We start from the raw sequence: 24317 nt of genomic DNA on the forward strand, positions 1-24317 counted from the left end.
CCTTTTTTATTGCTCTCATGCTAGATTCTTGCGCCTGAAGAGATGGAAATGTCTTTCCATTTTCACCCGTCATCGACATTCATCATGGTCTCGCATGGACAAATCGCGGCAGCAGCATCTTACCCGCTGGCTTCGTCAGCAACGTCATTTCGCCGGTCGCTGGTTGCGACTCAACACCCTGCTGGGCATGGCAAGTGCACTTCTGATCATTGCTCAGGCGGGTTTACTGGCCTCGCTGCTGCAGGCTCTGATTGTTGACCAGCAGCCGCGTGAATCCCTGACAGTCAGTATCCTGCTGTTACTGCTCTGCTTTGTGCTCCGCGCCCTGATTAACTATGCCCGTGAACTGACCGGTTATCGTGCCGGACAGGCTATCCGTCAGGCTTTACGTCAGCAGGTATTAGATCGGTTATCTGATCTGGGGCCGGCGTGGATTCAGGGAAAGCCAGCCGGCAGCTGGGCGACGCTGCTGCTGGAGCAGATCGAAGAGATGCAGGAGTATTACGCGCGCTATCTGCCGCAGATGACCCTGGCGGTGCTGATCCCCTGCTGCATTCTGCTGACTATTTTTCCGCTCAACTGGACGGCGGGTCTGATCCTGTTTGCCACCGCGCCACTGATTCCGCTGTTTATGGCGCTGGTCGGGATGGGTGCGGCCGAGGCCAACCGCCGGAACTTCCTGGTGCTGGCCCGCCTGAGCGGTAACTTTCTCGACTGCCTGCGCGGCAGAGAGACGCTGCGGCTGTTTCACCGTGGCGCAGCGGAGCAGCAGGCGGTTGCCGCCGCCACCACCGATTTTCGCCAGCGCACCATGGAAGTGCTGCGCTTAGCCTTTCTCTCCTCTGCCGTACTGGAGTTTTTTGCCTCGCTGGCGATTGCCGTGGTGGCCGTCTACTTTGGCTTCTCCTATCTGGGCGAATTGCATTTTGGTGATTACGGCCAGGGCGTGACGCTGTTTGCCGGCTTTCTGGTGCTGATCCTCGCCCCGGAGTTTTTCCAGCCGCTGCGCGATCTCGGCGCTTTCTATCACGCCAAAGCCCAGGCTGTAGGCGGTGCCGATGCCCTTGAAGCCTTTATGCAGGCGACGCCTGCCACCGCGCCGCAGGAAGGCCAGTTGCCCTTCACTGCCGATCGCTCAATCGCACTTATCGCCGAAGATCTGCGTGTCAGTGCGCCTGATGGTCAGGTGTTGTGCGGCCCGCTCTCTTTTACTGTCGTCCCTGGCGAACAGATTGCGCTGGTCGGTCAAAGCGGGGCCGGTAAAACGGCTCTGATGAACGCCCTGCTCGGTTTTCTGCCTTATCAGGGTTCGCTGAAAGCGAATGGCGTTGAACTTCGCGATATACGACGGAATGACTGGCATCAGCAGCTCAGTTGGGTAGGACAGAATCCTCAGTTACCGGCCGCCACCTTGCGCGACAATATCGTGATGAATGCGGCCTGGGATGACGAGCGTTTTGCGGCGCTGCTGGAGTCATGCGGCATTAATGAGTTCCTGCCTCGGCTGCCCCAGGGCATTGACACCCAGCCCGGCGATGGCGGTAATCAGCTGTCGGTGGGTCAGGCGCAGCGGGTCGCGGTCGCGCGCGCACTCTATAAATCCTCGCATTTTTTGCTGCTCGATGAACCCGCAGCCAGCCTGGATGCGCTCAGTGAACGTCATGTGATGCTGGCACTTAACCAGGCGGCAGCCCGCCAGACCACGCTGATGATAACCCATCAGATTGATACGCTAATTCACTGGCAAACCCTCTGGGTAATGGAAGCCGGTAAGCTGGTGCAACAGGGTAACTGGCAGCAGCTGTCGCAACAGCCGGGTGCGTTCAGTGAGATGCTGAAGCATCGTCAACAGGAGATTCGCTGATGTCCGCCTTGCGTCCTTTTCTTCGTCTCTGGCTGCGCCACCCTTATCGCCTGGCGCTGGGCATCGTGCTGGCGATTGTTACCCTGCTGGCCAGCATCGGCCTGCTGACGCTTTCAGGCTGGTTTCTGGCCGCCTCGTCAGTGGCAGGCGTAGCCGGTCTCTATACCTTCAACTATATGCTGCCTGCGGCAGGCGTACGTGGCGCCGCCATCATTCGCACTGCCGCACGCTATGCTGAACGGCTGGTCAGCCACGATGCAACATTCAGGGTTCTTCAGCATCTGCGTGTCCACACCTTCAGCCGCCTGATGGCCCTTTCGCCAGGCCAGCTTTCGCGGTTCCGGCAGGCGGACCTGCTCAACCGCTTCGTGGCCGATGTCGATACGCTGGATCACCTCTATCTGCGCGTCATCTCGCCGCTGATCGGCGCACTGGTGGTGATTGTCGTGGTTACCCTCGGAATGAGCTTTATCGATCTTCAGCTTGCACTGACGCTGGGCGGCATCATGCTGAGTACCCTGGTGGTGATGCCAGCGCTGTTTTACCGTCTGGGATCGCCCGCAGGCGGCGCGATTGCCCGTGGACGCGCCCGCTGGCGCTTACAGCTGATGCAGTGGCTGGCGGCTCAGGCTGAACTCACCCTGTACGGTGCCTCGCAGGGCTGGCGTCAGCAACTTGATGAAGATGAACAGCGCTGGCAGCAGGCTCAGAGCCAGCAACAGCGCTTGCAGGCTGCGGCACAGAGCCTGCTGCTGCTGATCAGCGGCGTAAGCGTCACACTGTTGCTCTGGCTCAGTGCGGCGACAATCAGCCAGCAGCAGTTGCCCGGCTCGCTGATTGCCCTGGTGGTGTTTTGCGCGCTGGCTGCTTTCGAGGCGCTGGCACCAGTTGCGGGGGCCTTTCTGCCCATGTCACAGGTGATAAATGCCGCTCAGCGGGTCAATGACATTATCGATCAGTCACCCGCTATCACCTTTCCGGCAGATTCAGACGCCCGGCCAGGACGTCTCGCAGTCGATATCGATCAGCTCGACTTCAGCTATCCCGACCGCCCGGATAAGGTGCTGAACCGCTTTACCCTTAAGGTGGCAGCCGGTGAACACATTGCACTGCTGGGGCCGACCGGCTGCGGCAAATCGACTCTGCTGGCGCTGTTAACCCGTGGCTGGGATAGCCAGCACGGTATCATCAGCCTGAATGACCTGCCGATCACCGCATGGTCAGAGCCAGCGCTGCGTCAGCGCATCAGCGTGGTGACTCAGCGGGTTCATCTCTTCAGTCAGAGCCTGCGTGATAACCTACTGCTGGCCTGTCCCGATGCTACTGATGAGCAGTTACGCCGCGTGCTGAATGACGTCGGCCTGCAGCGCCTGCTTGAGAGCCCGGAAGAATTAAACGCCTGGATGGGAGAAGGCGGTCGCCCGCTGTCAGGCGGCGAACTGCGTCGGCTGGCGCTGGCGCGTGCGTTACTGCATGACGGCGATCTCTGGCTGCTGGATGAACCCACCGAAGGACTGGATGCCACAACCGAGCAGTATATCCTCACCCTGCTGCAGCGGCTGACCGCTGGCAAGACCGTAATAATGGTCACCCACCGGCTCAGCGGCCTGGAGCAGATGGATCGCATCTGCGTGATGGATAATGGCGTGATTGTGGAACAGGGAAGTCATGCCGAATTAATCTCAAAAGCGGGTCGGTACTGGCGTTTCCGACAGCGGATTGCGCTATAGTCTTAGCGAAATGCTGATAGGTAACATAACGCGATGAGACTGGTACAACTGTCACGGGAATCTTTGCAATTTCCCCCACCGGAGATGGCGCTGCGTGAGCCAAACGGCCTGCTGGCCATGGGGGGTGATCTCTCCCCTGCCCGGTTACTTAACGCTTATCAGCGCGGCATCTTTCCGTGGTTTTCTTCTGGCGACCCGATTCTCTGGTGGTCGCCCGATCCCCGTGCAGTGCTGTTGCCTGAGCAGTTTCATCTCAGCCGCAGCATGAAGCGTTTCCACAGCCGTTCGCCCTATCGGGTGACGATGAATGAGTCATTTGCCGAGGTGATCGAGGGCTGTGCCACCGGTCGTGAGGAAGGCACCTGGATCACCTTTGAAATGAAGCGCGCCTGGTTGCGATTGTATGAACTGGGCCACGCCCACTCCATTGAAGTATGGGACGAACATCAGCTGGCAGGTGGCATGTATGGGCTGGCGATGGGGCAAATCTTCTGCGGCGAATCAATGTTCAGCCGTCAGCAGAATGCGTCAAAAACCGCACTTTGGGTATTTTGTCAGCATTTCCTCAGACATCAGGGCCGTCTGGTGGATTGTCAGGTACTTAACCCTCATACGGCCTCTTTGGGCGCGCAGGAGATCCCGCGCGCCGACTATCTGCAATATGTACAAAGCCTTGCGTGCCAGCCGGTCAGCGATGGCTGCTGGCAGACTCAAACCCTTTTTTAGTCGCACAGAGATGTTTTGCACACATAAAGGCGTATTAAGTGGTATAATGGTCGAGTTTGGTATGTCGTCCGCGCTTCGCAATAACGAGCCGGAATTGCCAGGCTGGGAATCTCAACGCACTCTCGGAACTGTTTTCAATCGTGCGCGTGTAACCGGTTGATACAGATTCTTAGCCCGCTAATCCCCCGCAGACGTCACATAAACACCCTAATTTTACCGGATGCGCGCGACTGACGTGCACCCCGGCAAAGCGTTGGCAAAATCGCCGACGGTTCTTTACATAAATCGTTGAATTGGGCATTATCTTGCCGGTTCAACTGAAAGGTAGTACACCCAGAGGATTCGATGGCCAAAGAAGACAATATTGAAATGCAAGGTACCGTACTGGATACGTTACCTAACACCATGTTCCGCGTAGAACTTGAGAACGGACACGTGGTTACTGCTCATATCTCCGGTAAAATGCGCAAAAACTACATCCGCATCCTGACGGGTGACAAAGTGACCGTTGAGCTGACCCCGTACGACCTGAGCAAAGGCCGCATTGTCTTCCGTAGTCGCTAATTTGCAGTAATCTCATCGCTCTGCAATTTGCAGCGAAAAAAAAAGGCCGGATTTTAATCCGGCCTTTTTCATATCTGCAGCAGGTGATTAATGCACCGTGCCTTCGGTTTTGCGTTTTTCAGCACTCAGGAAGTGATAGGTCAGTTCACCTTTCTCACGATCCAGCGCCACTGACACCGAGCCGCCATCCACCAGCGAACCAAACAGCAGTTCATTGGCTAACGGTTTCTTCAGGCTGTCCTGCACGGTGCGGGCCATCGGACGAGCGCCCATCGCTTTGTCATAGCCTTTCTCAGCAAGCCAGTCGCGTGCTTCATCGCTGACTTCCAGCGACACGCCTTTGGCATCCAGCTGCGCCTGCAACTCGACAATGAACTTGTCGACCACCTGATGGATCACCTCTGGTGACAGGTGACTGAACCAGATAATGTTGTCGAGACGGTTACGAAACTCTGGAGAAAACATCTTTTTGATCTCTTCCATGGCATCGGTGCTGTTGTCCTGATGAATCAGGCCAATCGACTTACGTTCAGTCTCGCGGACACCGGCGTTAGTGGTCATGACCAGCACCACATTGCGGAAGTCCGCTTTGCGACCGTTGTTGTCGGTCAGCATACCGTTATCCATCACCTGCAGCAGCAGGTTGAAGACATCCGGGTGTGCTTTCTCAATCTCATCCAGCAACACCACCGCATGAGGATGCTTAATCACCGCATCCGTCAGCAGGCCGCCCTGATCAAAACCGACGTAACCCGGAGGCGCACCAATCAAACGGCTGACGGTGTGACGCTCCATATACTCGGACATATCAAAGCGCAGCAACTCAATGCCCAGCGCTTTCGCCAGCTGCACGGTGACTTCCGTTTTACCGACACCGGTAGGCCCGGCAAACAGGAAGGAACCGACGGGCTTACGATCCTGACCCAGACCTGCACGGCTCATTTTGATCGCTTCCGTCAGCGCCTCAATGGCGTTGTCCTGACCAAACACCAGCATCTTCAGACGATCGCCCAGATTTTTCAGCGTATCGCGGTCGCTTGCTGACACGCTTTGCTCAGGAATACGGGCAATACGGGCCACCACCGTTTCAATGTCAGAGACGTTGATGGTTTTCTTGCGCTTACTGGCTGGCATCAGGCGCGCTCGCGCACCCGCTTCATCAATCACATCAATCGCCTTGTCAGGCAGATGACGGTCGTTGATATATTTCACCGCCAGTTCCACGGCTGCGCGCACCGCTTTCGCGGTATAGCGCACATCGTGATGCGCTTCGTACTTGGTCTTCAGGCCATTCAGGATCTGCACGGTCTCTTCTGGTGAAGGCTCCGTGATATCGATCTTCTGGAAGCGACGCGCCAGGGCACGATCTTTTTCAAAGATGTTGCTGAATTCCTGATAGGTGGTGGAACCCATCACCCGAATCTTGCCAGAGGAAAGAAGAGGTTTGATCAGGTTCGCAGCATCGACCTGCCCGCCGGATGCAGCACCCGCACCGATGATGGTATGGATCTCATCGATAAACAGAATGCTGTGTTCGTCCTGCTCCAGCTGTTTCAGCAGCGCTTTGAAACGTTTTTCAAAGTCACCACGGTACTTGGTGCCGGCTAATAACGAACCGATATCCAGCGAGTAGATCGTGCAGTCTTTCATCACTTCCGGTACATCGCCCTGCTCTATGCGCCAGGCGAGACCTTCAGCAATGGCGGTTTTACCCACACCCGACTCACCCACCAGCAGCGGGTTATTTTTACGGCGACGACATAGCACCTGAACGGTACGTTCCAGCTCTTTATCGCGACCAATCAGTGGATCAATACCACCGACGCGAGCAAGCTGATTAAGATTGGTGGTGAAGTTTTCCATACGCTCCTCCCCGCCTGCTTGCTCTTCGTTAACCGGATTTTCTGCGCCTGGCGCCTGGCCGGACTCATCTTTACGCGTACCGTGAGAGATGAAGTTCACCACATCAAGGCGGCTCACTTCATGTTTGCGTAGCAGATAAGCCGCTTGCGACTCCTGCTCGCTGAAAATGGCGACCAGCACATTCGCACCGGAGACTTCGCTGCGACCGGATGACTGGACATGGAAAACCGCACGCTGCAGGACGCGCTGGAAGCTAAGCGTGGGTTGTGTATCACGCTCCTCTTCGCTGGCAGGCAGCACGGGCGTGGTTTGTTCGATGAAGGCTTCGAGTTCCTGCCGCAGAGCCACAATGTCCACCGTACAGGCTTCCAGTGCCTCTCTGGCCGACGGGTTACTGAGCAACGCCAGTAACAGATGCTCGACGGTCATAAACTCATGACGGTGCTCACGCGCTCTGGCGAAAGCCATATTTAAACTGAGTTCCAGTTCTTGATTGAGCATTAGGCACCTCCCCCAATTATCGCCCTTACCTGTTTCCTATATGGAGACGGGTTCAGGCCTTTTCCAGCGTACACAGCAACGGATGATGATTTTCCCGTGCATAGTTGTTCACCTGGGCCGCTTTTGTTTCGGCGACTTCTGCAGTAAATACACCACAGATCGCCTTGCCGTGATAGTGAACTTTCAACATCAGCTGCGTTGCACGTTCAACATCATAAGAAAAGAACTTTTGTACAACGTCAATAACAAATTCCATAGGTGTATAATCGTCATTATTCAGAATGACTTTATACATAGAAGGCGGCTTTAACCCTTCACGTACTTTATCGTCGGCCAGATGTTCAAAGTTAAGCCAGTCGTTTGCGTTTGCCATAGTGTTCCGTTGAGATTTTGCTTTTAGCCTTTAAGTAGCTACATATTGAGAGTTTAACATGCCTGTCAAGCCGCATGCCGCTGCTGAAAATTTATTCAGAAATTCCCCTGCGCGACCTGCATCACAAAATTTGCAATAGCGTTAACTGCCTCAAATTTTGATGATTTTTTCCCCACCTGGCCCGGTGGTTTGCTTGACGTCAGCCGCGCTTTCTCTACATTCTAGCTGCACAGGCTGATTGAGTTTTAATCAAATCCGACTCACAGCTTCGATGACCTCACCTACTTATAAAATGTCTTGCGAGGGAAGTAAAAGCATGGAGACGGGCACAGTTAAATGGTTCAACAATTCCAAAGGCTTTGGCTTTATCTGTCCGATTGGCGGTGGCGAAGATATTTTTGCGCACTACTCCACCATTCAGATGGAAGGCTACCGCACGCTTAAGGCAGGCCAGCAGGTTCAGTTCGATGTCCACGAAGGCCCGAAAGGCAATCACGCCAGCCTGATCGTGCCGGTCGAGGTGCAGGCTGTGGCCTGACACATATCGCCTTTCTGAACAAAGACCCAAAAATGCCAGCCAGTGCCGCTGGCATTTTCCTGTTTGATGTCACCTAATCTGCCTGGCCCTGCGCCAGTCCAATCACCCGGGCAAACATCTGCCGCATCAATGGCGGGATGGCTTCTGGCCCGCGTTCCGCCGCCGACGTAGCCACTGCGATCGCCAGTTCCGGCTTGGAGCTCTGGTGAATCGCTTTAGTAATAATACGCCTGGAACTCATCGGAACGTTTAACGGCAGGTGCGCCATCTGATGATAGACATCCTGAAAGCCGTGCTGATAGAGAAAATTTTCCATATCCAGCGCCGGTAACTGCGTCAGAAAGCGCGGCTCCGGTTCACCCGGCTGTAACTGAGTGCGTGCCGTACAGGCATATTTATTCCCCGCCTGATCACCGTCAGTCAGGACATGCCAGGCGATACCCATGCGCCGGGCAAACTTCAGTAGCGGTTTTAACCCCGACTGCGCAAACTCAATCACCTTCACGCCTTCAGCAGCGAAGTTGTAACCGCACTGCTGCGCCAGCTCATTCATGATCCAGACTTCGGTTTCTCCCTCCACCAGCAGCCAGCAACGGGCAAACAGTGCAGCAGGCCGGTTGACCCGAATATGGAAGCCGATGCGCCGGCTCTCTTCGGCACTCAGTCCCTCTGGACCGATGCGCCAGGCCGCTACGCGCGAGGGTCCACGCACCAGACGACAGACGTTTTCCACCGGCACCTGCGACAGCAGCTCCGGCGAATTAGTGGTGGCGATTTTTTGCAGCGGCAGCAGCCTCAGCAGATTCCATGCTACCGACAGCATAATCGGATGCAGCCGGGTTTCCGGATCTTCAATCAGCAGCAGCGGGCGGGCACCGGCGGCCAGCGGGACGTCTCCTCGTGCCTCAATCAGCAGGGTAAACATCTGCAGCAGTATCAGCTGACGGCTGCGGGAGTCGGTTCCGGCAATCAGCTGATTCAGGTGATCCAGCGCCCGCCATCCCTGTCCCCCCTCGCGCGTCTGCGGGTCCCGTAGCCTGACCTCGTTGCCCGCATCGGGCGGCTGCACCAGAAAGTAGTGCTGCATCAGTTGCTGCATCGTCTTCAGCCCCTGCCGCAGCACCTCATCGCTGAGCTGTTGCGGATGGTGCTCCAGATCGCGCGCCAGCGTCTCCATACCCGCCAGTAGCTCAGGATGTGCGGTGGGGAGCGGTGCACTACTCCGCATCCGCTTACTGAAACGCGCATCGCGCAATCGCAAAACCGGATACCGTCTCAGCAAAAGATCGATGGCCGCCGCGCAGTTCTGCTCAGGCAACAGCTGATAGTTCAGGTCAACAAAACGGCGGCGGGTTTCGATACCGCTGTCACGCCAGGTGGCGCTGACGCTGTAACAGAGCTGACGCTGGCCCTGAGCATCACGCTGCCAGAAGGTTGAGAGCACCGCATCCGGGTCGTTGCCGTCATCGCGAAAGTGGAACACCACCGACAGACGGCGCATCGCATCGGTCACATCGCCTGGGGTGAAATGGAAATCAGCCTCGGTAAAAACATAGGCCGGTTCATGGGGCGAAAGTAACAGGCTCAGGGCATCCAGCAGACTGGATTTGCCCCAGGCGTTCTCACCAATCAGCAGATTGGTCTGGGTTAAAGGCAGTGAGAGCTTATTGATGCCGCGGAAACCGCGAATGTCGATATGTTCCAGAATCATAGGCGTCCATCCTCAGTTTATAAACAGCATGGTTGCCGCCAGCGAGCCGGTCAAGCCGCTTTCTCAGGGTTTACTCCGTTACGCTTTTTCGCTAGCGTGTGGCCTCTTCCACCATGGATGGCCCTTATCGCTATGTACTCCGGACTCCTGATTATTCTGCTGCCGCTGATCGCCGGCTGGCTGCTACCGTTCCGTCAAACTTCAACCCTGCGCCGGGTCAATCAGCTGCTGGGCTGGATGGTTTACGTCATTCTGTTCTTTATGGGCATCAGCCTGGCCTTTCTCGACAACCTGAGCAGCAATCTGCTGGCGGTATTTCACACCGCGCTGGTAGCGGCCTTCTGTATTTTGCTGTGCAACCTGCTGGCGCTGCGCGGGCTGGAAAAATATGCCCCCTGGCAGCATGCACACCGGCAGGAGAAACTGCCCTCGCGGCTGCATATGGCGCTGGACTCTCTGAAGCTGTGCGGCGTGGTTGTCATCGGTTTTCTGCTTGGCCTGACCCAGTGGCCACTGCTGCACCACGCCTCGACGGCCAGCGAATATGCGCTGATCTTCCTGCTGTTTCTGGTGGGCATTCAGCTGCGCGGCAGCGGCATGACGCTGCGTCAGATTATCCTGAACCGTCGTGGCCTGCTGGTTGCCAGCGTGGTGCTGGTCAGCGCGCTTATCGGCGGCATGATTGCGGCGTTGCTGCTGGGCGTGCCGCTGAAAACCGGTCTGGCGTTAGCCAGTGGTTTTGGCTGGTACTCTCTCTCCGGCATTCTGATGACCGAAGCTTTTGGTCCGGTCATCGGCAGCGCCGCCTTCTTCAACGACCTGATACGTGAACTGGTGGCAATCATGCTCATTCCGGCGCTGATTGGCCGTCATCGCTCCAGCGCACTGGGCCTGTGTGGCGCAACTTCAATGGACTTTACCCTGCCGGTGCTGCAGCGGGCGGGCGGCAATGAGATCGTCCCGGCCGCCATTGTGCACGGCTTTGTGATGAGCCTGCTGGCCCCGATTCTTATCGCCCTCTTCTCCGCCTGAATCCTGTCTGATATGCGCTGAGCTCTGCCAGCGCATTTTTTCACGCCTGCTTTTCTGCCGTGTCGTCTACGCTTCTTTTTTCGGTTCTGGTCACGTCACTCTTCAGGGCGGGCCGACAAAGGAGAAGAGCATGAAACAAACCGTCGCGGCGCTGGTCGCCAAAACGCTGGAAAGCGCGGGCGTAAAACGCATCTGGGGCGTCACCGGGGATTCCCTTAACGGCCTGAGCGACAGTCTTAATCGCATGGGCACCATTGAATGGATGCCGACACGCCATGAAGAAGTCGCCGCATTTGCAGCGGGCGCGGAAGCGCACATCAGCGGTGAACTGGCGGTCTGCGCCGGCTCCTGTGGGCCAGGCAACTTACATCTGATCAACGGTCTATTCGATTGCCATCGTAACCGCGTTCCTGTTCTGGCGATTGCGGCACATATTCCCTCCAGCGAAATCGGCAGCGGCTATTTTCAGGAAACTCATCCGCAGGAGCTGTTCCGCGAATGCAGCCACTACTGCGAACTGGTTTCGAACCCTGAGCAGCTACCGCAGGTGCTGGGCATCGCGATGCGTAAAGCGATTCTGAATCGTGGCGTCTCGGTGGTGGTGCTGCCTGGGGATGTCGCGCTTAAACTGGCGCCAGAGAGCGCCAGCGCGGAATGGTATCCGCCACAGTTGCCGCAGGTCCTGCCACAGCCCGCCGAACTGGCGCAGCTGGCGCAGACGCTGAACGAAGCCAGCGATATTACGCTGCTGTGCGGCAGTGGCTGCGCCGGAGCGCATCAGGAGGTGGTGGCGCTGGCAGAAGCGCTGAAAGCCCCTATCGTCCATGCGCTGCGCGGCAAAGAACACATCGAATATGACAACCCTTATGATGTCGGCATGACCGGTCTGATCGGTTTCTCATCCGGTTTCCACGCTATGATGAATGCCGGGACGCTGGTATTGCTGGGCACGCAGTTCCCCTATCGCGCCTTCTATCCGGAAAAGGCTAAAATCATCCAGATCGACATCAATCCGGGCAGCCTTGGGTCACATTGTCACGTCGATCAGGCCTATGTCGGCGATGTGAAAAGCACACTGCAGGCGCTGCTGCCGCAACTGACGCACAAAAGCGATCGCAGCCATCTCGACAGCGCGGTTAAGCACTATGGCGAGGCGCGCAAAAGTCTGGACGAACTGGCGCAGCCCAACGATAAGCAGCCGATCCATCCGCAATATCTGGCACAGCAGATCAGCCACTACGCCAGTGATGACGCCATCTTTACCTGCGATGTCGGGACACCGACCGTCTGGGCGGCGCGCTATCTGAAGATGAACGGCAGACGTCGCCTGCTGGGTTCGTTTAACCACGGCTCAATGGCGAACGCGATGCCACAGGCGCTGGGCGCGCAGTCGATTGATCGCAATCGTCAGGTGGTGGCACTGTGTGGCGACGGCGGCTTCAGCATGCTGATGGGGGATTTTATCTCGCTGGCGCAACTGAAAATGCCGGTCAAACTGGTGATCTTCAACAACAGCGTGCTGGGCTTTGTGGCGATGGAGATGAAAGCGGGTGGCTATCTCACCGATGGCACCGAGCTGGAGAATCCTGACTTTGCCGCTATCGCCGAGGCCTGCGGTATCCGGGGCATCCGGGTGGAAAAGGCATCCGATCTCAATGGCGCGCTGGAGCAGGCGTTTGCCCACGATGGCCCGGTGCTGGTGGATGTCATTACCGCCAAAGAGGAACTGGCGATGCCGCCGGAGATCAAAATGGAACAGGCTAAAGGCTTCAGTCTCTACATGCTGCGCGCCATTATGAATGGTCGCGGTGATGAGGTGGTAGAACTGGCGAAAACCAACTGGCTGCGGTAAAACAGAGACTCCATCCAGGCGGGCGCGATGCCCGCCTTTTTTTTCTTCCGCCACGTTCAGGAGCATAGGGTGATCGATTTACGCAGTGATACCGTAACCCGGCCCAGCGCCGCCATGTTAAGCGCGATGATGTCTGCCGAAACCGGTGATGACGTCTACCGTGACGACCCCACCGTAAATGCGCTGGAGGCGGAAGCCGCACGGCTGAGCGGCAAAGCAGCGGCGCTGTTTTTCCCGACCGGCACCCAGGCGAATCTGGTAGCGCTACTCAGCCATTGCGAACGCGGCGATGAATATATCGTGGGTCAGCAGGCGCACAACTACAAATATGAGGCGGGCGGCGCGGCAGTACTGGGCAGTATTCAGCCACAGCCGATTCTGGCCGTCGACGATGGTACGCTGCCGCTCGACGTAGTAGCGGCCGCCATTAAGCCGGACGACATTCACTTTGCCCGCACCCGCCTGCTGAGTCTGGAGAACACGCATCACGGTAAAGTTTTGCCGCTGGCGTATCTGGAACAGGCGTGGACCTTTACCCGCGAGCACCAGCTGGCGCTGCACATTGATGGCGCACGCATTTTCAATGCGGTAGTCGCGCAGCAGACCACGCTGGCGGCGATTGCCCGCTACTGCGACACCCTGACCATCTGTCTCTCTAAAGGTCTGGGCACGCCTGTCGGTTCTCTGCTGTGTGGCGACACGGCGCTGATTGAGCGCGCACGTCGCTGGCGTAAAATGACCGGCGGCGGCATGCGCCAGGCCGGTATTCTGGCGGCGGCGGGTCTCTATGCGTTAGAACACAACGTGGCGCGGCTGCAGGAGGATCATGACAATGCCGCCTGGCTGGGACAGCAGTTGCATGAGCTGGGCGTTCAGGTCATCGATCAGCAGACCAACATGCTGTTTGTGGCGGTGCCGGAAGCCCAGGTCAAACCATTAGGTGAGTGGATGAAGGCGCGCGGGGTGTTAATCAGCGCAGGAACCCGCACTCGTCTGGTCACCCATCTGGATGCTGATCGTGCGGCACTGGCGCAGGTCGTCGCCCACTGGAAGGCGTTTTTACACCAATAATCCGCTATTGCGCCGCGCCATATTTATCCAGTAGCGCGGCAGCTATCGCGGCGGTTTCTGCATCGGGCTGCCCGCGATAATCCGCAGGCCGGAAATGCATCTGAAACGCGGCGATTACCCTCTGCTGTTCACGCGCGCTCATCTCTGCCGTTATGGGATAGCCATAGCGCTGTAAACGTTCCAGTAGTGGCTCCACGGGTACCACCGCGTGCGGATCCTGACCCGCTAAATGAAACTGCACTCGTCCGGCATCGGGCCAGGCACCCATTCCGCGCTGGGCCAGCTGATGCCACGGAAAGAGTGGGCCGGGATCCTGCTTACGCTGCGGCGCGATATCACTGTGACCGACAATATTTTCCGGTGCGATGCCGTAGCGCTGTGCAATATCGCGCAGCAGCGCCTCCAGCGTGGTGATCTGCGCAGCGGTAAATGGCTGCCATTCAAGACCTGTCAGGGTCCGGCGATAACCCTGGTTCACCAGTTCGATACCAATCGATGTGTCATTGATGCGGCTGGCTCCGCGCCAGAAGCTTGGACCGGCATGCCAGGCGAGCTGCTGCTCCGGCACCAGTTGCCAGATAACGCCTTTCCCGGCGCGCTGTGGCGGCTGGCGGGGGATCAGATAGTGGGTGCTGACTTCCCTATCGGTCAGGGTCGCCAGCGACGAAGAAAAATCTTCGGCGGTGTAGTGGATCACTATAACCTTCACCCGCGGTCGCGCGCCCTGCGCCGGATGCCGCAGATCGGCCCAGTAGCCGTCACGGGATTCTATCCCGGACTGGCAGCCCGCCAGCAGCAGCGCCAGTATCAGCCACAGCCACCGTTTCAACGAATGATCACCGCCGTGCCGCTGACGCTCACCATCAGCATGCTGCCATCTTTGCCGACTGTTTCGTAGTCAATATCGATACCGACCACGGCGTTGGCGCCCAGCGCTTTTGCCTGCTCCTCCAGCTCTTCAAACGCGATCTCTCGCGCTTTACGCAGCTCTTTCTCGTAAGCACCGGAGCGGCCACCGACCACATCACGGATGCCAGCGAAAAAGTCACGGAAGATGTTGGCACCCAGAATCGCTTCACCGGTGACGACGCCACAATATTCGCTGATGCTGTGACCTTCCAGCGTGGGGGTTGTTGAAAATTTCATCGCATTCTCCTTGTTGAAAACCGGGCTAAGGCTCTTTCGACTAAAAAGCACGGCTATACTCTATGCTAAAAAGGGCACCTTGCCAGAGAACCATAAGGAAATCGAGATGAGAAACAACGCGTTTGCGCTAATGATCCCGGCGGCCCTGCTGCTCAGCGCCTGTACCACCGTTGAGCCAGTGATTAAGGATAATGGCCCACGTACCGCACCGTGCATTGAAGGCGGTCCTGACCAGGTGGCCCAGCAGTTTTACGACCTGCGTATCGAACAGCCTACGCAGGGTCTGCCCGACAGCAACACCCTGGCAAAATATCGCCCTTACCTGAGTGATGCGCTGTACCACTCATTGCAGGCGGCCAGCGGCAGCAATGCAGGCGCACAGTGGCGCAATGGCGATCTCTTCTCCAGCCTGTCACAGGGTCCGACCGCCGCCAGCGTCGCTGATGCCTCCACCATTCCGAACCGCGATGCACGCAACATCCCGCTGCGGGTCGATCTGAGCCGCGACGGCAAGCAGTGGCAGGATGAAGTGCTGATGATCCATCAGGGCAGTTGCTGGGTGGTGGATGATGTGCGCTACATGGCCAACCCTGCGCATGCAGAGGGTGGCAGCCTGAGCCAGATGCTTGAGAAATCGAAAAAATAACCTCAGGCTTAACCGTTCAGAGAAGCGCAGTCGCCCCCGGGCGCTGCGCTTTTTTTATTTCCGCCGCCCGTCCCGCTGCAGTGGGCTGACCCCAGGCAGTACATGATATTGTGCTAAGCTTTTGCGGTTAGCCTGCTGTTTTACAAATTTTAACCCACCTTATTTGCATAACTATTCTGGTGACGTTAAAATCCGCGACACTAATAGCTATTCAAATCTGGCGCATGAGTATTCAACTAAACGCAATAAACTGCTTCTACGGTGCTCATCAGGCGCTGTTCGACATTAACCTTGAGTGTCCGCAAGGCGAGACCCTGGTACTGCTGGGTCCCAGCGGTGCGGGTAAGAGTTCGCTGCTGCGGGTGCTTAACCTGCTGGAGCAACCGCGTTCAGGTCAGTTGCAGATTGCCGGTAATCAGTTCGACTTCAGTCAGAAACCCTCCGATGCTGCGATTCGCGAACTGCGTCAGAACGTCGGTATGGTGTTTCAGCAGTACAATCTCTGGCCGCATCTTACCGTGCTGCAGAATCTGATTGAAGCGCCCTGCCGGGTACTGGGTCTCAGCAAAAGTGACGCCCGCGCCCGCGCCGACAAGCTGCTTGACCGGCTGCGCCTGACGCCCTACAGCGATCGCTTTCCGCTGCATCTCTCCGGTGGTCAGCAGCAGCGTGTGGCAATTGCCCGCGCGCTGATGATGGAGCCGCAGGTGCTGCTGTTCGATGAGCCGACAGCCGCGCTGGACCCTGAAATTACCGCACAGATTGTCAGTATCATTCGCGAACTGGCCCAGACCCGCATTACCCAGGTGATTGTGACCCATGAAGTGGAGGTGGCACGTAAAACGGCCAGCCGCGTCGTCTATATGGAGAACGGTCACATTGTGGAACAGGGCGATGCCAGCCGCTTTACACAGCCGCAAACCGAGGCGTTTGCTCACTATCTTTCGCACTAAGTCAGGATGCTAAAAATGAAAAAAATGGTACTTGCTGCACTGCTTGCTGGTTTTAGCCTGAGCGCTACGGCGGCACAGACGATTCGTTTTGCGACCGAAGCCTCTTATCCTCCTTTTGAGTTTGTGGATGCGGACAACAAGATTCAGGGCTTTGATGTCGATCTGGCCAATGCGCTGTGTAAAGAGATTGACGCGACCTGCACCTTCACCAATCAGGCGTTCGACAGCCTGATCCCAAGCCTGAAATTCCGTCGTTTTGATGCGGTGATGGCGGGCATGGATATCACGCCAGATCGTGAAAAACAGGTCCTGTTCACCAAGCCTTACTACGACAACTCCGCGCTGTTTGTTGCCCAGAAAGGCAAAGTCGCCAGCGTGGAAGCGCTGAAAGGCAAGCGGGTTGGCGTCCAGAACGGCACCACCCATCAGAAATACCTGACTGAGAAACACAACGAAATCACCACCGTTCCTTACGACAGCTATCAGAATGCGGTGCTGGATCTGAAAAATGGCCGTATTGATGCTGTGTTCGGTGACACCGCAGTCGTCAACGAATGGCTGAAGCAGAATGCCGCGCTGGCTGCCGTTGGTGAGAAAGTCACGGACAAAGCCTACTTTGGTACCGGCCTGGGCATTGCGGTACGTACCGGTAACACCGAGCTGCAGACCAAATTCAATGGCGCGCTGGATAAGATCAAAGCAGACGGCACGTACAAAACCATCTACAGCAAATGGTTCCAGCAGTAATCTCTGATGAATGAAATGATGACCCTCGCAAGCGCCGCCGGCATGACCGTCGGCCTTGCTGTTTGTGCTCTCATCGCTGGCCTGGTGCTGGCGATGATTTTCGCTGGCTGGGAGTCACTGCGCCTGAAACCGCTGGCGTGGATTGGCACCGGCCTGGTAACGCTGATCCGTGGCCTGCCGGAAATTCTGGTGGTGCTGTTTATCTATTTTGGCGCCTCACAGCTGCTGCTCACCCTCTCTGACGGCTTCACCCTGAATTTCGGCCTGTTTCAGTTACCGATACAGGTAGAAATTGAAAACTTCGACGTCAGTCCGTTCCTGTGCGGTGTGATAGCGCTGGCGATGCTCTATGCCGCCTACGCCTCGCAGACGCTGCGCGGCGCGCTGAAAGCGGTGCCGATGGGTCAGTGGGAGTCGGGTCAGGCGCTGGGCATGAAAAAATCGGCCATCTTTCTCCGGCTGATTATGCCGCAGATGTGGCGTCACGCCCTGCCCGGTCTGGGCAATCAGTGGCTGGTGCTGCTGAAAGATACCGCGCTGGTCTCGCTGATTAGCGTCAACGATCTGATGCTGCAAACCAAAAGTATTGCCACCCGCACGCAGGAGCCGTTTACCTGGTTCCTGGTGGCGGCCGCTATCTACTTAGTGATCACGCTGTTCAGCCAGGCGGTGTTACGCCGCATCGAACTGCGCACCACCCGCTTTGAACGGGGGAACAGCTAATGCTGGCCTATCTGCCTGAACTCCTGAAAGGGTTGCATACCAGCCTGACGCTGACGGCAGCATCGCTGGTCGTGGCCCTGCTGCTGGCGCTGCTCTTCACCGTGGTGCTGTCGCTGAAAACGCCGGTGTTCAACCCGCTGGTCAAAGGCTTTATTACACTGTTTACCGGCACACCGCTGCTGGTGCAGATCTTCCTGATCTATTACGGTCCGGGACAGTTTCCCTCGATCCAGCAGATCCCCTGGCTGTGGCATTTACTGTCGCAGCCCTGGCTGTGCGCGATGCTGGCGCTGTCGCTGAACAGCGCGGCTTACACCACGCAGCTGTTTTACGGTGCGGTGCGTGCGATTCCTTCCGGACAGTGGCAATCGTGTGCCGCGCTCGGCATGAGCCGCAAAGATACGCTGCGCATTCTGCTGCCATATGCATTTAAACGCGCCCTCTCCTCCTACTCCAATGAAGTGGTGCTGGTGTTCAAAGGCACCTCGCTGGCCTACACCATCACACTGATGGAAGTCATGGGCCACGGCCAGTTGCTCTATGGCCGCACCTACGACATCACAGTCTATGCCGCGGCGGGTCTGGTTTATCTCTGCGTTAACGGTTTGCTGACGCTGATGATGCGGCTGATCGAAAAGCGCGCCCTGGCCTTCGAACGACGTAACTGATATCCGGGCGAGGCCCCTCGCCCTTTTCGCCTGAAAAATCACACTAATTGCATAAAAATGCATTTTATGGCAGGGTATCGCCTTCTCTGGCTGACCACATCACAGGAATCATAAAATGAAAAAATGGATTGTTGCCGCTGCGCTGGCTTCGCTGGCACTTACCGCCCAGGCAGCGGAAAAGATTCGCTTCGCCGCCTCAGCGACCTACCCGCCGTTTGAATCCCTGGATCGGGAAAATAACCTGGTGGGATTCGATATCGATCTGGCCAAAGCGCTGTGCCAGCAGATGAAAGCGGAGTGTACCTTTACCAACAATGCCTTCGACAGCCTGATCCCGTCACTGAAGTTCCGCCGCTATGACGCGGTGATTTCCGGCATGGATATCACCACTGAGCGCAGCAAGCAGGTCGATTTTACCCAGCCTTATTACGCTAACTCCGCCATCGTGATCGCCCGTAAAGGCCAGTTCAGCAGCTTTGCTGAGCTTAAGGGCAAGCGCATTGGCGTGGAAAACGGCACCACTCACCAGAAGTACCTGCAGGATAAGCATCCGGAAGTGAAAGTGGTGGCCTATGACAGCTATCAGAATGCGATTCTGGATATGAAGAGTGGCCGGCTGGATGGCGTGTTTGGCGACAGCGCGGTGATGAATCAGTGGCTGAAGACCAATGCGGATCTCGCCACTGTCGGTGAACATGTTACGGATGCGGACTACTTTGGCACCGGTCTCGGCATTGCCGTACGCAAAGGCAATACGGCGCTTCGCGATCAGTTCAATCAGGCGCTGAACGAACTGAAAGCCAACGGCAGCTGGCAGCAGCTTAATCAGAAGTGGTTCCCGGAGTGATTACCGGCTGAGGCTACCTCTGACGATGCTTTCCCGGACTCGTGCTGACGGCGGGTTAACAGCGTCAGCACTTCAAAATGGGCGGTGTGTGGAAACATATCGAACAGTTGCACCTTCGTCACCTCATAGGCACTCAGTCGGGCAATATCCTGCGCCATGGTCTGCGGATTACAGCTTGAATAGAGCAGATAATCCGGGGCCATCTGGCTGAGATAGTCGCACAGCGCCTCACCAATTCCACGACGCGGCGGATTAACCAGCACCAGCTGCGGCACCGCATCGCGTCCGGTCGCAAACGCCGTAGAATCCAGCGCCGCAAACTGCACTTTTTCCAGCCCCAGCATCTCAGCGGAACGCTGGGCGCATTTTATCGCCTCGGCGCTGATCTCAATGCCCGTCAGTTCCATCTCCGCTGTCGCGCAGTGCAGACCAAAACCGCCTACGCCGCAGAAGAGATCCCACATGCTGTTGACCGGCAGCGCCCTGACCCAGTCGCGCGCGGTGGCATAGAGTGCGCTGGCAACCTGCGGGTTGGTCTGGAAGAAGCTTTGCGGGCGGATCCACAGCGGCACGCCGTTGAAGTTCTCTGCCAGCGACTGCGCGGGCGTCAGCGCAATCTCCTCTTCCCCCTCCAGAATCGCCATATGCACCGGCTGAATATTGGCAGAGATCACCGCCAGCTGCGGCAGTTGCTGTTGCAGCCACGGCAATGCGGCGCGCAGCTGTTCCAGTTTCGCGGTTGAACGCAGGACAAAGCGCAGCATCACGCCGCCCTGCTGGCTTTCGGTTATCAGCAGGAATTTGAGTTCGCCGCGTTTGCGCGCCACGTTATAGGGCGTCAGTCCGGCACGGGCGATAAAGGGCTTAAGTGCAGCAAAAACCGGCTGGAAGCTGGCGGGATAGAGCGGACAATCGCACAGATCCACAGCTTCACCATCACGATGGATTAATCCCAGCACCGGACGCTCTACGCTGCCACTCACCACCATTTTGGCTTTATTACGAAATGCCTGCTGCGGTGAGGTGACCGGCGGCAACCAGGCAGTGACCGGCTGCTCAGCCAGTAACTGTTCCAGCATCGACTGTTTGTCGTTCAGCTGAGTGGGATAGGGTTTTTCCAGCCACTGACAGGAGCGGCAACGGTTAGCGTCATAAAGCGCGCAGTGCATGGTAAAGCCTTAACGATCGGGTCGGGCGGAGCGCGATTGTATCATCGCTTCCTGAAAAAAGCGCGGCTGCTGGCAGGCAGAAACAGCAGCAGGAGCACCAGCAGATCGGGGATTTTCTGCGACAGGGTATGGTGGATAATCTGGACGTTATTGTCGCCATCAATGCTGAAAATCTCGGGGTAGATCCAGCCCAGCGAGGCGACCAGCATATAGCTGAGCACAATCACCTGCGTCGCCACATAGCCCCAGCGTCCACGGTTACTGCCGCGCATCAGGGTAAAGGCGCAGCGCAGTTCGAACAGGAAGATCAGCTGGCTGGCGACAAAGATGAGTGTCGCGTCCCAGGACTGGGCGCTGCGGTGAACAAAATTGGCGAGTTCACTGTAACCCAGCTCGTTTGCCAGCATCAGGACGCTCAGGCAGCGGGTCGCAATAATAGCAATGCCCGCAACCGTCACCGGAACCGGCGCGATTGAAAGCGTGGCACTGCTTTTGAAGATTTCTGACATAGTCCGTGACTCCACCTGATCGAAAAACGGGCCGGTCAGACCGGCCCGTTCATATAGTGGCAAAGGTTACGGATTTCAGCCACGTTTAGCTTTCTGAATATCGCTTAAACGTTGTTTTTCTTCGTGTGCCATCACCCGCCAGGCGATAAAACCCACTAAACCGACCACAAACAGGATCAATGAAGCCAGCGCATTGATTTCCGGGTTAACGCCGCGTCGCACGGTGGCGAAGATCGCCATCGGCAATGTGGTGGCACCCGGCCCGGTCACAAAGCTGGCAATCACCAGATCGTCGAGTGACAGGGTAAACGCCAGCAGCCAGCCGGTCACAATAGCCGGTGCAATCATGGGCACGGTAATCACAAAAAAGACCTTCAGCGGCGTTGCGCCTAAATCCATCGCCGCCTCTTCGATGGAGCGGTCCAGCTCACGCAGACGCGAGTTAATCACCACGACCACATAGGCGGTACAGAAGGTGACGTGGGCCAGCCAGATGGTCAGCATGCCGCGTTCGCTCGGCCAGCCAAAGGCGTTGCCCATTGCCACAAACAGCAGCAGCAGCGACAGTCCGGTGATGACGTCGGGCATCACCAGCGGCGCGGTCAGCATAAAGGCAAAACCGTTGTGGCCACGGAAGCGACCAAAGCGCACGATAATTACCGCCGCCAGCGTGCCCAGCACCACCGCCATGGTGGCGGAGAGACCGGCAATGCTCAGACTCAGCAGCACGGCGTCAATCATCGCGCTGTCCTGGAAGAGCACCCTGTACCAGTGGAACGAGAAGCTCTCCCACACCGTCACCAGCGGTGAACTGTTGAAGGAGTAAACCACCAGCAACAGCATCGGCGCATAGAGGAACAGGAAGCAGCAGACCAGAATACCGGTACGCCAGGGTGAGCGAATGGTTGGCAAATTATTCATGCCTTTTCTCCCATTTCACGGTTTTGATGCTTATGGAACCAGATGATCGGCAGAATCAGGATCAGCAGAATGATGACCGCCAGCGCAGAGGCCACCGGCCAGTCGCGGTTGTTAAAGAACTCCTGCCACAGGATGCGGCCAATCATGATGCTGTCCGGGCCACCCAGCAGTTCAGGGATCACGTACTCCCCCACCGCCGGGATAAACACCAGCATCGATCCGGCGATAATGCCCCCTTTTGTCAGCGGGACAATCACGCTGAAAAAGGTCTTCAGCGGACGCGCACCCAGATCCAGTGAGGCTTCCACCAGCGAGTAATCAATGCGGGTCAGCGCGGTGTAGATTGGCAGCACCATAAACGGCAGATAGCAGTAGACGATACCGATATAGACCGCTGTATTGGTGTAGAGGATCACCAGCGGATGATCGATCACACCCAGCCACAGCAGGAACCGGTTCAGGATACCGTTGTTGTTAAGCAGCCCCATCCAGGCGTAGACGCGCACCAGAAATGAGGTCCACGACGGCAGGATCACCAGCAGCAGCAGAATGGTGCGCATGGATGGCTTGCTGTGCGCCACGGCCCAGGCAAGCGGGTAGCCAATCAGCAGACAGATCACCGTGGAGATCGCCGCCACTTTCAGCGACTGCAGATAGGCATCGACGTAGAGCGGATCGTCGGTCAGCGTCAGGTAGTTGCCGAAATTGAGCACAATGCTGAACTGGTCATCAGCCCAGCTCACCAGCTCGGTGTAGGGGGGAATCGCACGCGCAATGTCCGCGAAGCTGATCTTCAGCACCGTCAGAAACGGCAGCAGAAACAACAGCACCAGCCAGACATAAGGTAAGGCGATCACCAGCTTGCGGCCATGCTGCATTTTTATCCGCGTGGCCCAGCGTTGCAGCGGCGTGCCGACCAGTCGGGCAGGCGCTTTAGCGCGTTGGAAAATCTGGCTCATAGCCGCTCCTTAAACCGTCAACACCACGCAGCTGTCGCATTCCCAGCAGAGGCGGACTTCATCACCCCAGGTCGGCAACCCTTTGCGGTAGCGATGCGCGTTTTGCAACTGTGCGCTGATCATCTGTCCGCTGTGCAGACGGACATGGAAGATAGAGAGGTCGCCGAGATAGGCGATGTGGACCACTTCACCCACCGCAAAGTTACAGCCATCGGCAGGCACCTCATCGCACAACATCACTTTTTCCGGGCGCAGTGCGACATGGACCGGAACGTTATCCACCACCGAGACATCGGAGTCGACTTTCAGCGGATGCATCAGGCCGGGACTGTCGATCACCAGGCCATCCGCCTGACGTTCACGCAGTAAGCCTTCGAAGACGTTAACCGAACCGATAAATTCCGCGCTGTAGCGGCTGGTAGGATGCTCGTAGATCTCCTCCGGCTCGCCAATCTGCACGAACTTGCCGCGATTCATAATCGCGATACGGCCCGCCATGGTCATCGCCTCTTCCTGATCGTGCGTCACCATCACACAGGTGGCGCCAACACGCTCCAGAATATCGACCACTTCCAGCTGCATCCTGTCGCGCAGCTTCTTGTCCAGTGCCCCCATCGGCTCATCCAGTAGCAGCAGTTTTGGCCGTTTCGCCAGGCTGCGGGCCAGCGCCACACGCTGACGCTGACCACCGGAGAGCTGGTGCGGTTTGCGTTTAGCAAACTCCTGCATATGCACCAGCGCCAGCATCTCTGCTACCCGGCTGGTGATCTCCCCTTTCGGCAGCCGATCCTGTTTCAGACCAAAGGCGATATTCTGCTCCACCGTCATGTGGGGAAACAGCGCGTAGGACTGGAACATCATGTTGATCGGGCGCTGATAGGGAGCAACGTGGGACAGATCCTGGCCATCCAGCACAATCTGCCCGCTGGTTGGCGGCTCAAAACCGGCCAGCATGCGCAGCAGCGTTGATTTACCACAGCCCGATGCGCCCAGCAGGGCAAAGATCTCACCTTTATAAATAGTCAGGCTGACATCATCCACGGCGTGTTGCCCGTCAAAGGATTTGGTCAGATTGCGAATTTCCAGCAGTGGCGTTAACGCCTTTGCGGTTTTATTTTGAGGACGGGGAATGGCATCGTTCACAAAGGTTCTCTCCGGAGCCAGGCGGAACATGGCGACAAAATTTGCCGCTAAAAATGGCACA

Annotated in this window: 24 protein-coding genes; 14 read left to right on the forward strand and 10 right to left on the reverse strand. The window is 57.1% G+C overall.

The annotated features are described in order from the left end of the window. Positions 1-94 precede the first annotated feature (94 nt). From cydD to infA, 4 genes are all read left to right on the forward strand, one after another. The gene (cydD, locus tag ACXKZD_RS12900; RefSeq protein WP_488981652.1) at positions 95-1864 is read left to right on the forward strand and encodes a heme ABC transporter permease/ATP-binding protein CydD; all 1770 of its coding nucleotides are present in this window, start codon (positions 95-97) and stop codon (positions 1862-1864) included. After that, positions 1864-3594 (forward strand): heme ABC transporter ATP-binding protein/permease CydC, encoded by a 1731-nt coding sequence (gene cydC / locus ACXKZD_RS12905; protein WP_488981653.1) that lies wholly within the window; start codon positions 1864-1866, stop codon positions 3592-3594. Before cydD ends, cydC begins: the two co-directional genes overlap by 1 nt. A 33-nt stretch (positions 3595-3627) precedes the next feature. Further along, positions 3628-4320 carry a leucyl/phenylalanyl-tRNA--protein transferase gene (aat, locus tag ACXKZD_RS12910; protein ID WP_010254921.1) on the forward strand — a complete coding sequence of 231 codons (693 nt, stop codon included), beginning with the start codon at positions 3628-3630 and terminating at the stop codon, positions 4318-4320. Between the two features lie 345 nt (positions 4321-4665). Continuing rightward, positions 4666-4884, forward strand: coding sequence for a translation initiation factor IF-1 (gene infA, locus ACXKZD_RS12915; protein ID WP_002211347.1), 219 nt, complete (start codon positions 4666-4668; stop codon positions 4882-4884). 87 nt (positions 4885-4971) lie between these two features. On the opposite strand, the gene clpA is transcribed toward infA, so the two are convergent. Together clpA and clpS are read right to left on the reverse strand one after the other, a co-directional pair. Beyond that, positions 4972-7248 (reverse strand): ATP-dependent Clp protease ATP-binding subunit ClpA, encoded by a 2277-nt coding sequence (gene clpA, locus ACXKZD_RS12920; RefSeq protein ID WP_010254457.1) that lies wholly within the window; start codon positions 7246-7248, stop codon positions 4972-4974. 52 nt (positions 7249-7300) lie between these two features. Continuing rightward, positions 7301-7621, reverse strand: a complete 321-nt coding sequence (gene clpS, locus ACXKZD_RS12925) for an ATP-dependent Clp protease adapter ClpS (RefSeq protein WP_010254453.1) — start codon at positions 7619-7621, stop codon at positions 7301-7303. Between the two features lie 316 nt (positions 7622-7937). On the opposite strand from clpS, the gene cspD reads away from it, so the two are divergent. Beyond that, a complete protein-coding gene (cspD, locus tag ACXKZD_RS12930) occupies positions 7938-8159 on the forward strand; it encodes a cold shock-like protein CspD (protein WP_010254451.1) in 222 nt (73 codons plus the stop codon). 73 nt (positions 8160-8232) lie between these two features. On the opposite strand, the gene ACXKZD_RS12935 is transcribed toward cspD, so the two are convergent. Further along, positions 8233-9870 carry a DUF2813 domain-containing protein gene (locus ACXKZD_RS12935; RefSeq protein ID WP_488981654.1) on the reverse strand — a complete coding sequence of 546 codons (1638 nt, stop codon included), beginning with the start codon at positions 9868-9870 and terminating at the stop codon, positions 8233-8235. Positions 9871-10002: 132 nt separating this feature from the next. Here ACXKZD_RS12935 and ACXKZD_RS12940 point away from each other — a divergent pair, with 132 nt between their 5' ends. The 3 genes from ACXKZD_RS12940 (at position 10003) to ltaE (ending at position 13825) form a co-directional block, all read left to right on the forward strand. Beyond that, positions 10003-10902: a LysO family transporter gene (locus ACXKZD_RS12940; protein WP_010669750.1), complete on the forward strand. Its 900-nt coding sequence runs from the start codon at positions 10003-10005 to the stop codon at positions 10900-10902. 130 nt (positions 10903-11032) lie between these two features. Next, positions 11033-12754 (forward strand): ubiquinone-dependent pyruvate dehydrogenase, encoded by a 1722-nt coding sequence (poxB, locus tag ACXKZD_RS12945; protein ID WP_022625954.1) that lies wholly within the window; start codon positions 11033-11035, stop codon positions 12752-12754. Between the two features lie 69 nt (positions 12755-12823). Further along, positions 12824-13825: a low-specificity L-threonine aldolase gene (gene ltaE / locus ACXKZD_RS12950; protein WP_182504527.1), complete on the forward strand. Its 1002-nt coding sequence runs from the start codon at positions 12824-12826 to the stop codon at positions 13823-13825. Positions 13826-13829: 4 nt separating this feature from the next. Here ltaE and ACXKZD_RS12955 read toward each other — a convergent pair whose 3' ends face one another. Both ACXKZD_RS12955 and ACXKZD_RS12960 read right to left on the reverse strand, forming a co-directional pair. Further along, positions 13830-14654: an N-acetylmuramoyl-L-alanine amidase gene (locus ACXKZD_RS12955; RefSeq protein WP_488981655.1), complete on the reverse strand. Its 825-nt coding sequence runs from the start codon at positions 14652-14654 to the stop codon at positions 13830-13832. Further along, entirely contained in the window at positions 14651-14971 is a 321-nt protein-coding gene (locus tag ACXKZD_RS12960; RefSeq protein WP_003849304.1) for a heavy metal-binding domain-containing protein, read from the reverse strand. Before ACXKZD_RS12960 ends, ACXKZD_RS12955 begins: the two co-directional genes overlap by 4 nt. 106 nt (positions 14972-15077) lie before the next feature. Between ACXKZD_RS12960 and ACXKZD_RS12965 the strand changes: the two genes are divergently transcribed. The 6 genes from ACXKZD_RS12965 (at position 15078) to ACXKZD_RS12990 (ending at position 19555) form a co-directional block, all read left to right on the forward strand. Beyond that, on the forward strand, positions 15078-15617 hold the full coding sequence (locus tag ACXKZD_RS12965; protein ID WP_010254434.1) for a lipoprotein: 540 nt from the start codon (positions 15078-15080) through the stop codon (positions 15615-15617). Between the two features lie 224 nt (positions 15618-15841). Further along, positions 15842-16570, forward strand: coding sequence for an arginine ABC transporter ATP-binding protein ArtP (gene artP, locus ACXKZD_RS12970; RefSeq protein ID WP_010254433.1), 729 nt, complete (start codon positions 15842-15844; stop codon positions 16568-16570). Positions 16571-16585: 15 nt separating this feature from the next. Further along, on the forward strand, positions 16586-17317 hold the full coding sequence (gene artJ, locus ACXKZD_RS12975) for an arginine ABC transporter substrate-binding protein (protein ID WP_111533569.1): 732 nt from the start codon (positions 16586-16588) through the stop codon (positions 17315-17317). Between the two features lie 6 nt (positions 17318-17323). Further along, positions 17324-18040: an arginine ABC transporter permease ArtQ gene (artQ, locus tag ACXKZD_RS12980; RefSeq protein ID WP_010254430.1), complete on the forward strand. Its 717-nt coding sequence runs from the start codon at positions 17324-17326 to the stop codon at positions 18038-18040. After that, positions 18040-18708 (forward strand): arginine ABC transporter permease ArtM, encoded by a 669-nt coding sequence (gene artM / locus ACXKZD_RS12985; RefSeq protein ID WP_031593159.1) that lies wholly within the window; start codon positions 18040-18042, stop codon positions 18706-18708. Before artQ ends, artM begins: the two co-directional genes overlap by 1 nt. A gap of 115 nt (positions 18709-18823) precedes the next feature. Next, positions 18824-19555 (forward strand): arginine ABC transporter substrate-binding protein, encoded by a 732-nt coding sequence (locus ACXKZD_RS12990; RefSeq protein ID WP_488981656.1) that lies wholly within the window; start codon positions 18824-18826, stop codon positions 19553-19555. Here the strand turns inward: ACXKZD_RS12990 and rlmC are convergent. The 5 genes from rlmC to potG form a co-directional block, all read right to left on the reverse strand. Then, entirely contained in the window at positions 19534-20724 is a 1191-nt protein-coding gene (gene rlmC / locus ACXKZD_RS12995; RefSeq protein ID WP_488981657.1) for a 23S rRNA (uracil(747)-C(5))-methyltransferase RlmC, read from the reverse strand. The two genes, ACXKZD_RS12990 and rlmC, sit on opposite strands and share 22 nt — an antisense overlap. Positions 20725-20765: 41 nt before the next feature. Beyond that, entirely contained in the window at positions 20766-21233 is a 468-nt protein-coding gene (locus tag ACXKZD_RS13000; RefSeq protein WP_010254423.1) for a YbjO family protein, read from the reverse strand. 75 nt (positions 21234-21308) lie between these two features. Next, the gene (potI, locus tag ACXKZD_RS13005) at positions 21309-22154 is read right to left on the reverse strand and encodes a putrescine ABC transporter permease PotI (protein WP_488981658.1); all 846 of its coding nucleotides are present in this window, start codon (positions 22152-22154) and stop codon (positions 21309-21311) included. Further along, the gene (gene potH / locus ACXKZD_RS13010; RefSeq protein ID WP_010254421.1) at positions 22151-23113 is read right to left on the reverse strand and encodes a putrescine ABC transporter permease PotH; all 963 of its coding nucleotides are present in this window, start codon (positions 23111-23113) and stop codon (positions 22151-22153) included. Before potH ends, potI begins: the two co-directional genes overlap by 4 nt. Positions 23114-23122: 9 nt before the next feature. Beyond that, on the reverse strand, positions 23123-24256 hold the full coding sequence (gene potG / locus ACXKZD_RS13015) for a putrescine ABC transporter ATP-binding subunit PotG (protein ID WP_010254420.1): 1134 nt from the start codon (positions 24254-24256) through the stop codon (positions 23123-23125). Positions 24257-24317: the final 61 nt, after the last annotated feature.

The organism is Pantoea sp. ABR1s (assembly GCF_057812235.1).

What these genes read in the sequence shown, in the direction of transcription:
- cydD (WP_488981652.1), top strand. Translation starts at nt 95, where the DNA reads ATGGACAAATCGCGGCAGCAGCATCTTACCCGCTGGCTTCGTCAGCAA.
- cydC (WP_488981653.1), top strand. Translation starts at nt 1,864, where the DNA reads ATGTCCGCCTTGCGTCCTTTTCTTCGTCTCTGGCTGCGCCACCCTTAT.
- aat (WP_010254921.1), top strand. Translation starts at nt 3,628, where the DNA reads ATGAGACTGGTACAACTGTCACGGGAATCTTTGCAATTTCCCCCACCG.
- infA (WP_002211347.1), top strand. Translation starts at nt 4,666, where the DNA reads ATGGCCAAAGAAGACAATATTGAAATGCAAGGTACCGTACTGGATACG.
- clpA (WP_010254457.1), bottom strand. Translation starts at nt 7,248, where the DNA reads ATGCTCAATCAAGAACTGGAACTCAGTTTAAATATGGCTTTCGCCAGA.
- clpS (WP_010254453.1), bottom strand. Translation starts at nt 7,621, where the DNA reads ATGGCAAACGCAAACGACTGGCTTAACTTTGAACATCTGGCCGACGAT.
- cspD (WP_010254451.1), top strand. Translation starts at nt 7,938, where the DNA reads ATGGAGACGGGCACAGTTAAATGGTTCAACAATTCCAAAGGCTTTGGC.
- ACXKZD_RS12935 (WP_488981654.1), bottom strand. Translation starts at nt 9,870, where the DNA reads ATGATTCTGGAACATATCGACATTCGCGGTTTCCGCGGCATCAATAAG.
- ACXKZD_RS12940 (WP_010669750.1), top strand. Translation starts at nt 10,003, where the DNA reads ATGTACTCCGGACTCCTGATTATTCTGCTGCCGCTGATCGCCGGCTGG.
- poxB (WP_022625954.1), top strand. Translation starts at nt 11,033, where the DNA reads ATGAAACAAACCGTCGCGGCGCTGGTCGCCAAAACGCTGGAAAGCGCG.
- ACXKZD_RS12960 (WP_003849304.1), bottom strand. Translation starts at nt 14,971, where the DNA reads ATGAAATTTTCAACAACCCCCACGCTGGAAGGTCACAGCATCAGCGAA.
- ACXKZD_RS12965 (WP_010254434.1), top strand. Translation starts at nt 15,078, where the DNA reads ATGAGAAACAACGCGTTTGCGCTAATGATCCCGGCGGCCCTGCTGCTC.
- artP (WP_010254433.1), top strand. Translation starts at nt 15,842, where the DNA reads ATGAGTATTCAACTAAACGCAATAAACTGCTTCTACGGTGCTCATCAG.
- artJ (WP_111533569.1), top strand. Translation starts at nt 16,586, where the DNA reads ATGAAAAAAATGGTACTTGCTGCACTGCTTGCTGGTTTTAGCCTGAGC.
- artQ (WP_010254430.1), top strand. Translation starts at nt 17,324, where the DNA reads ATGAATGAAATGATGACCCTCGCAAGCGCCGCCGGCATGACCGTCGGC.
- artM (WP_031593159.1), top strand. Translation starts at nt 18,040, where the DNA reads ATGCTGGCCTATCTGCCTGAACTCCTGAAAGGGTTGCATACCAGCCTG.
- ACXKZD_RS12990 (WP_488981656.1), top strand. Translation starts at nt 18,824, where the DNA reads ATGAAAAAATGGATTGTTGCCGCTGCGCTGGCTTCGCTGGCACTTACC.
- rlmC (WP_488981657.1), bottom strand. Translation starts at nt 20,724, where the DNA reads ATGCACTGCGCGCTTTATGACGCTAACCGTTGCCGCTCCTGTCAGTGG.
- ACXKZD_RS13000 (WP_010254423.1), bottom strand. Translation starts at nt 21,233, where the DNA reads ATGTCAGAAATCTTCAAAAGCAGTGCCACGCTTTCAATCGCGCCGGTT.
- potI (WP_488981658.1), bottom strand. Translation starts at nt 22,154, where the DNA reads ATGAATAATTTGCCAACCATTCGCTCACCCTGGCGTACCGGTATTCTG.
- potH (WP_010254421.1), bottom strand. Translation starts at nt 23,113, where the DNA reads ATGAGCCAGATTTTCCAACGCGCTAAAGCGCCTGCCCGACTGGTCGGC.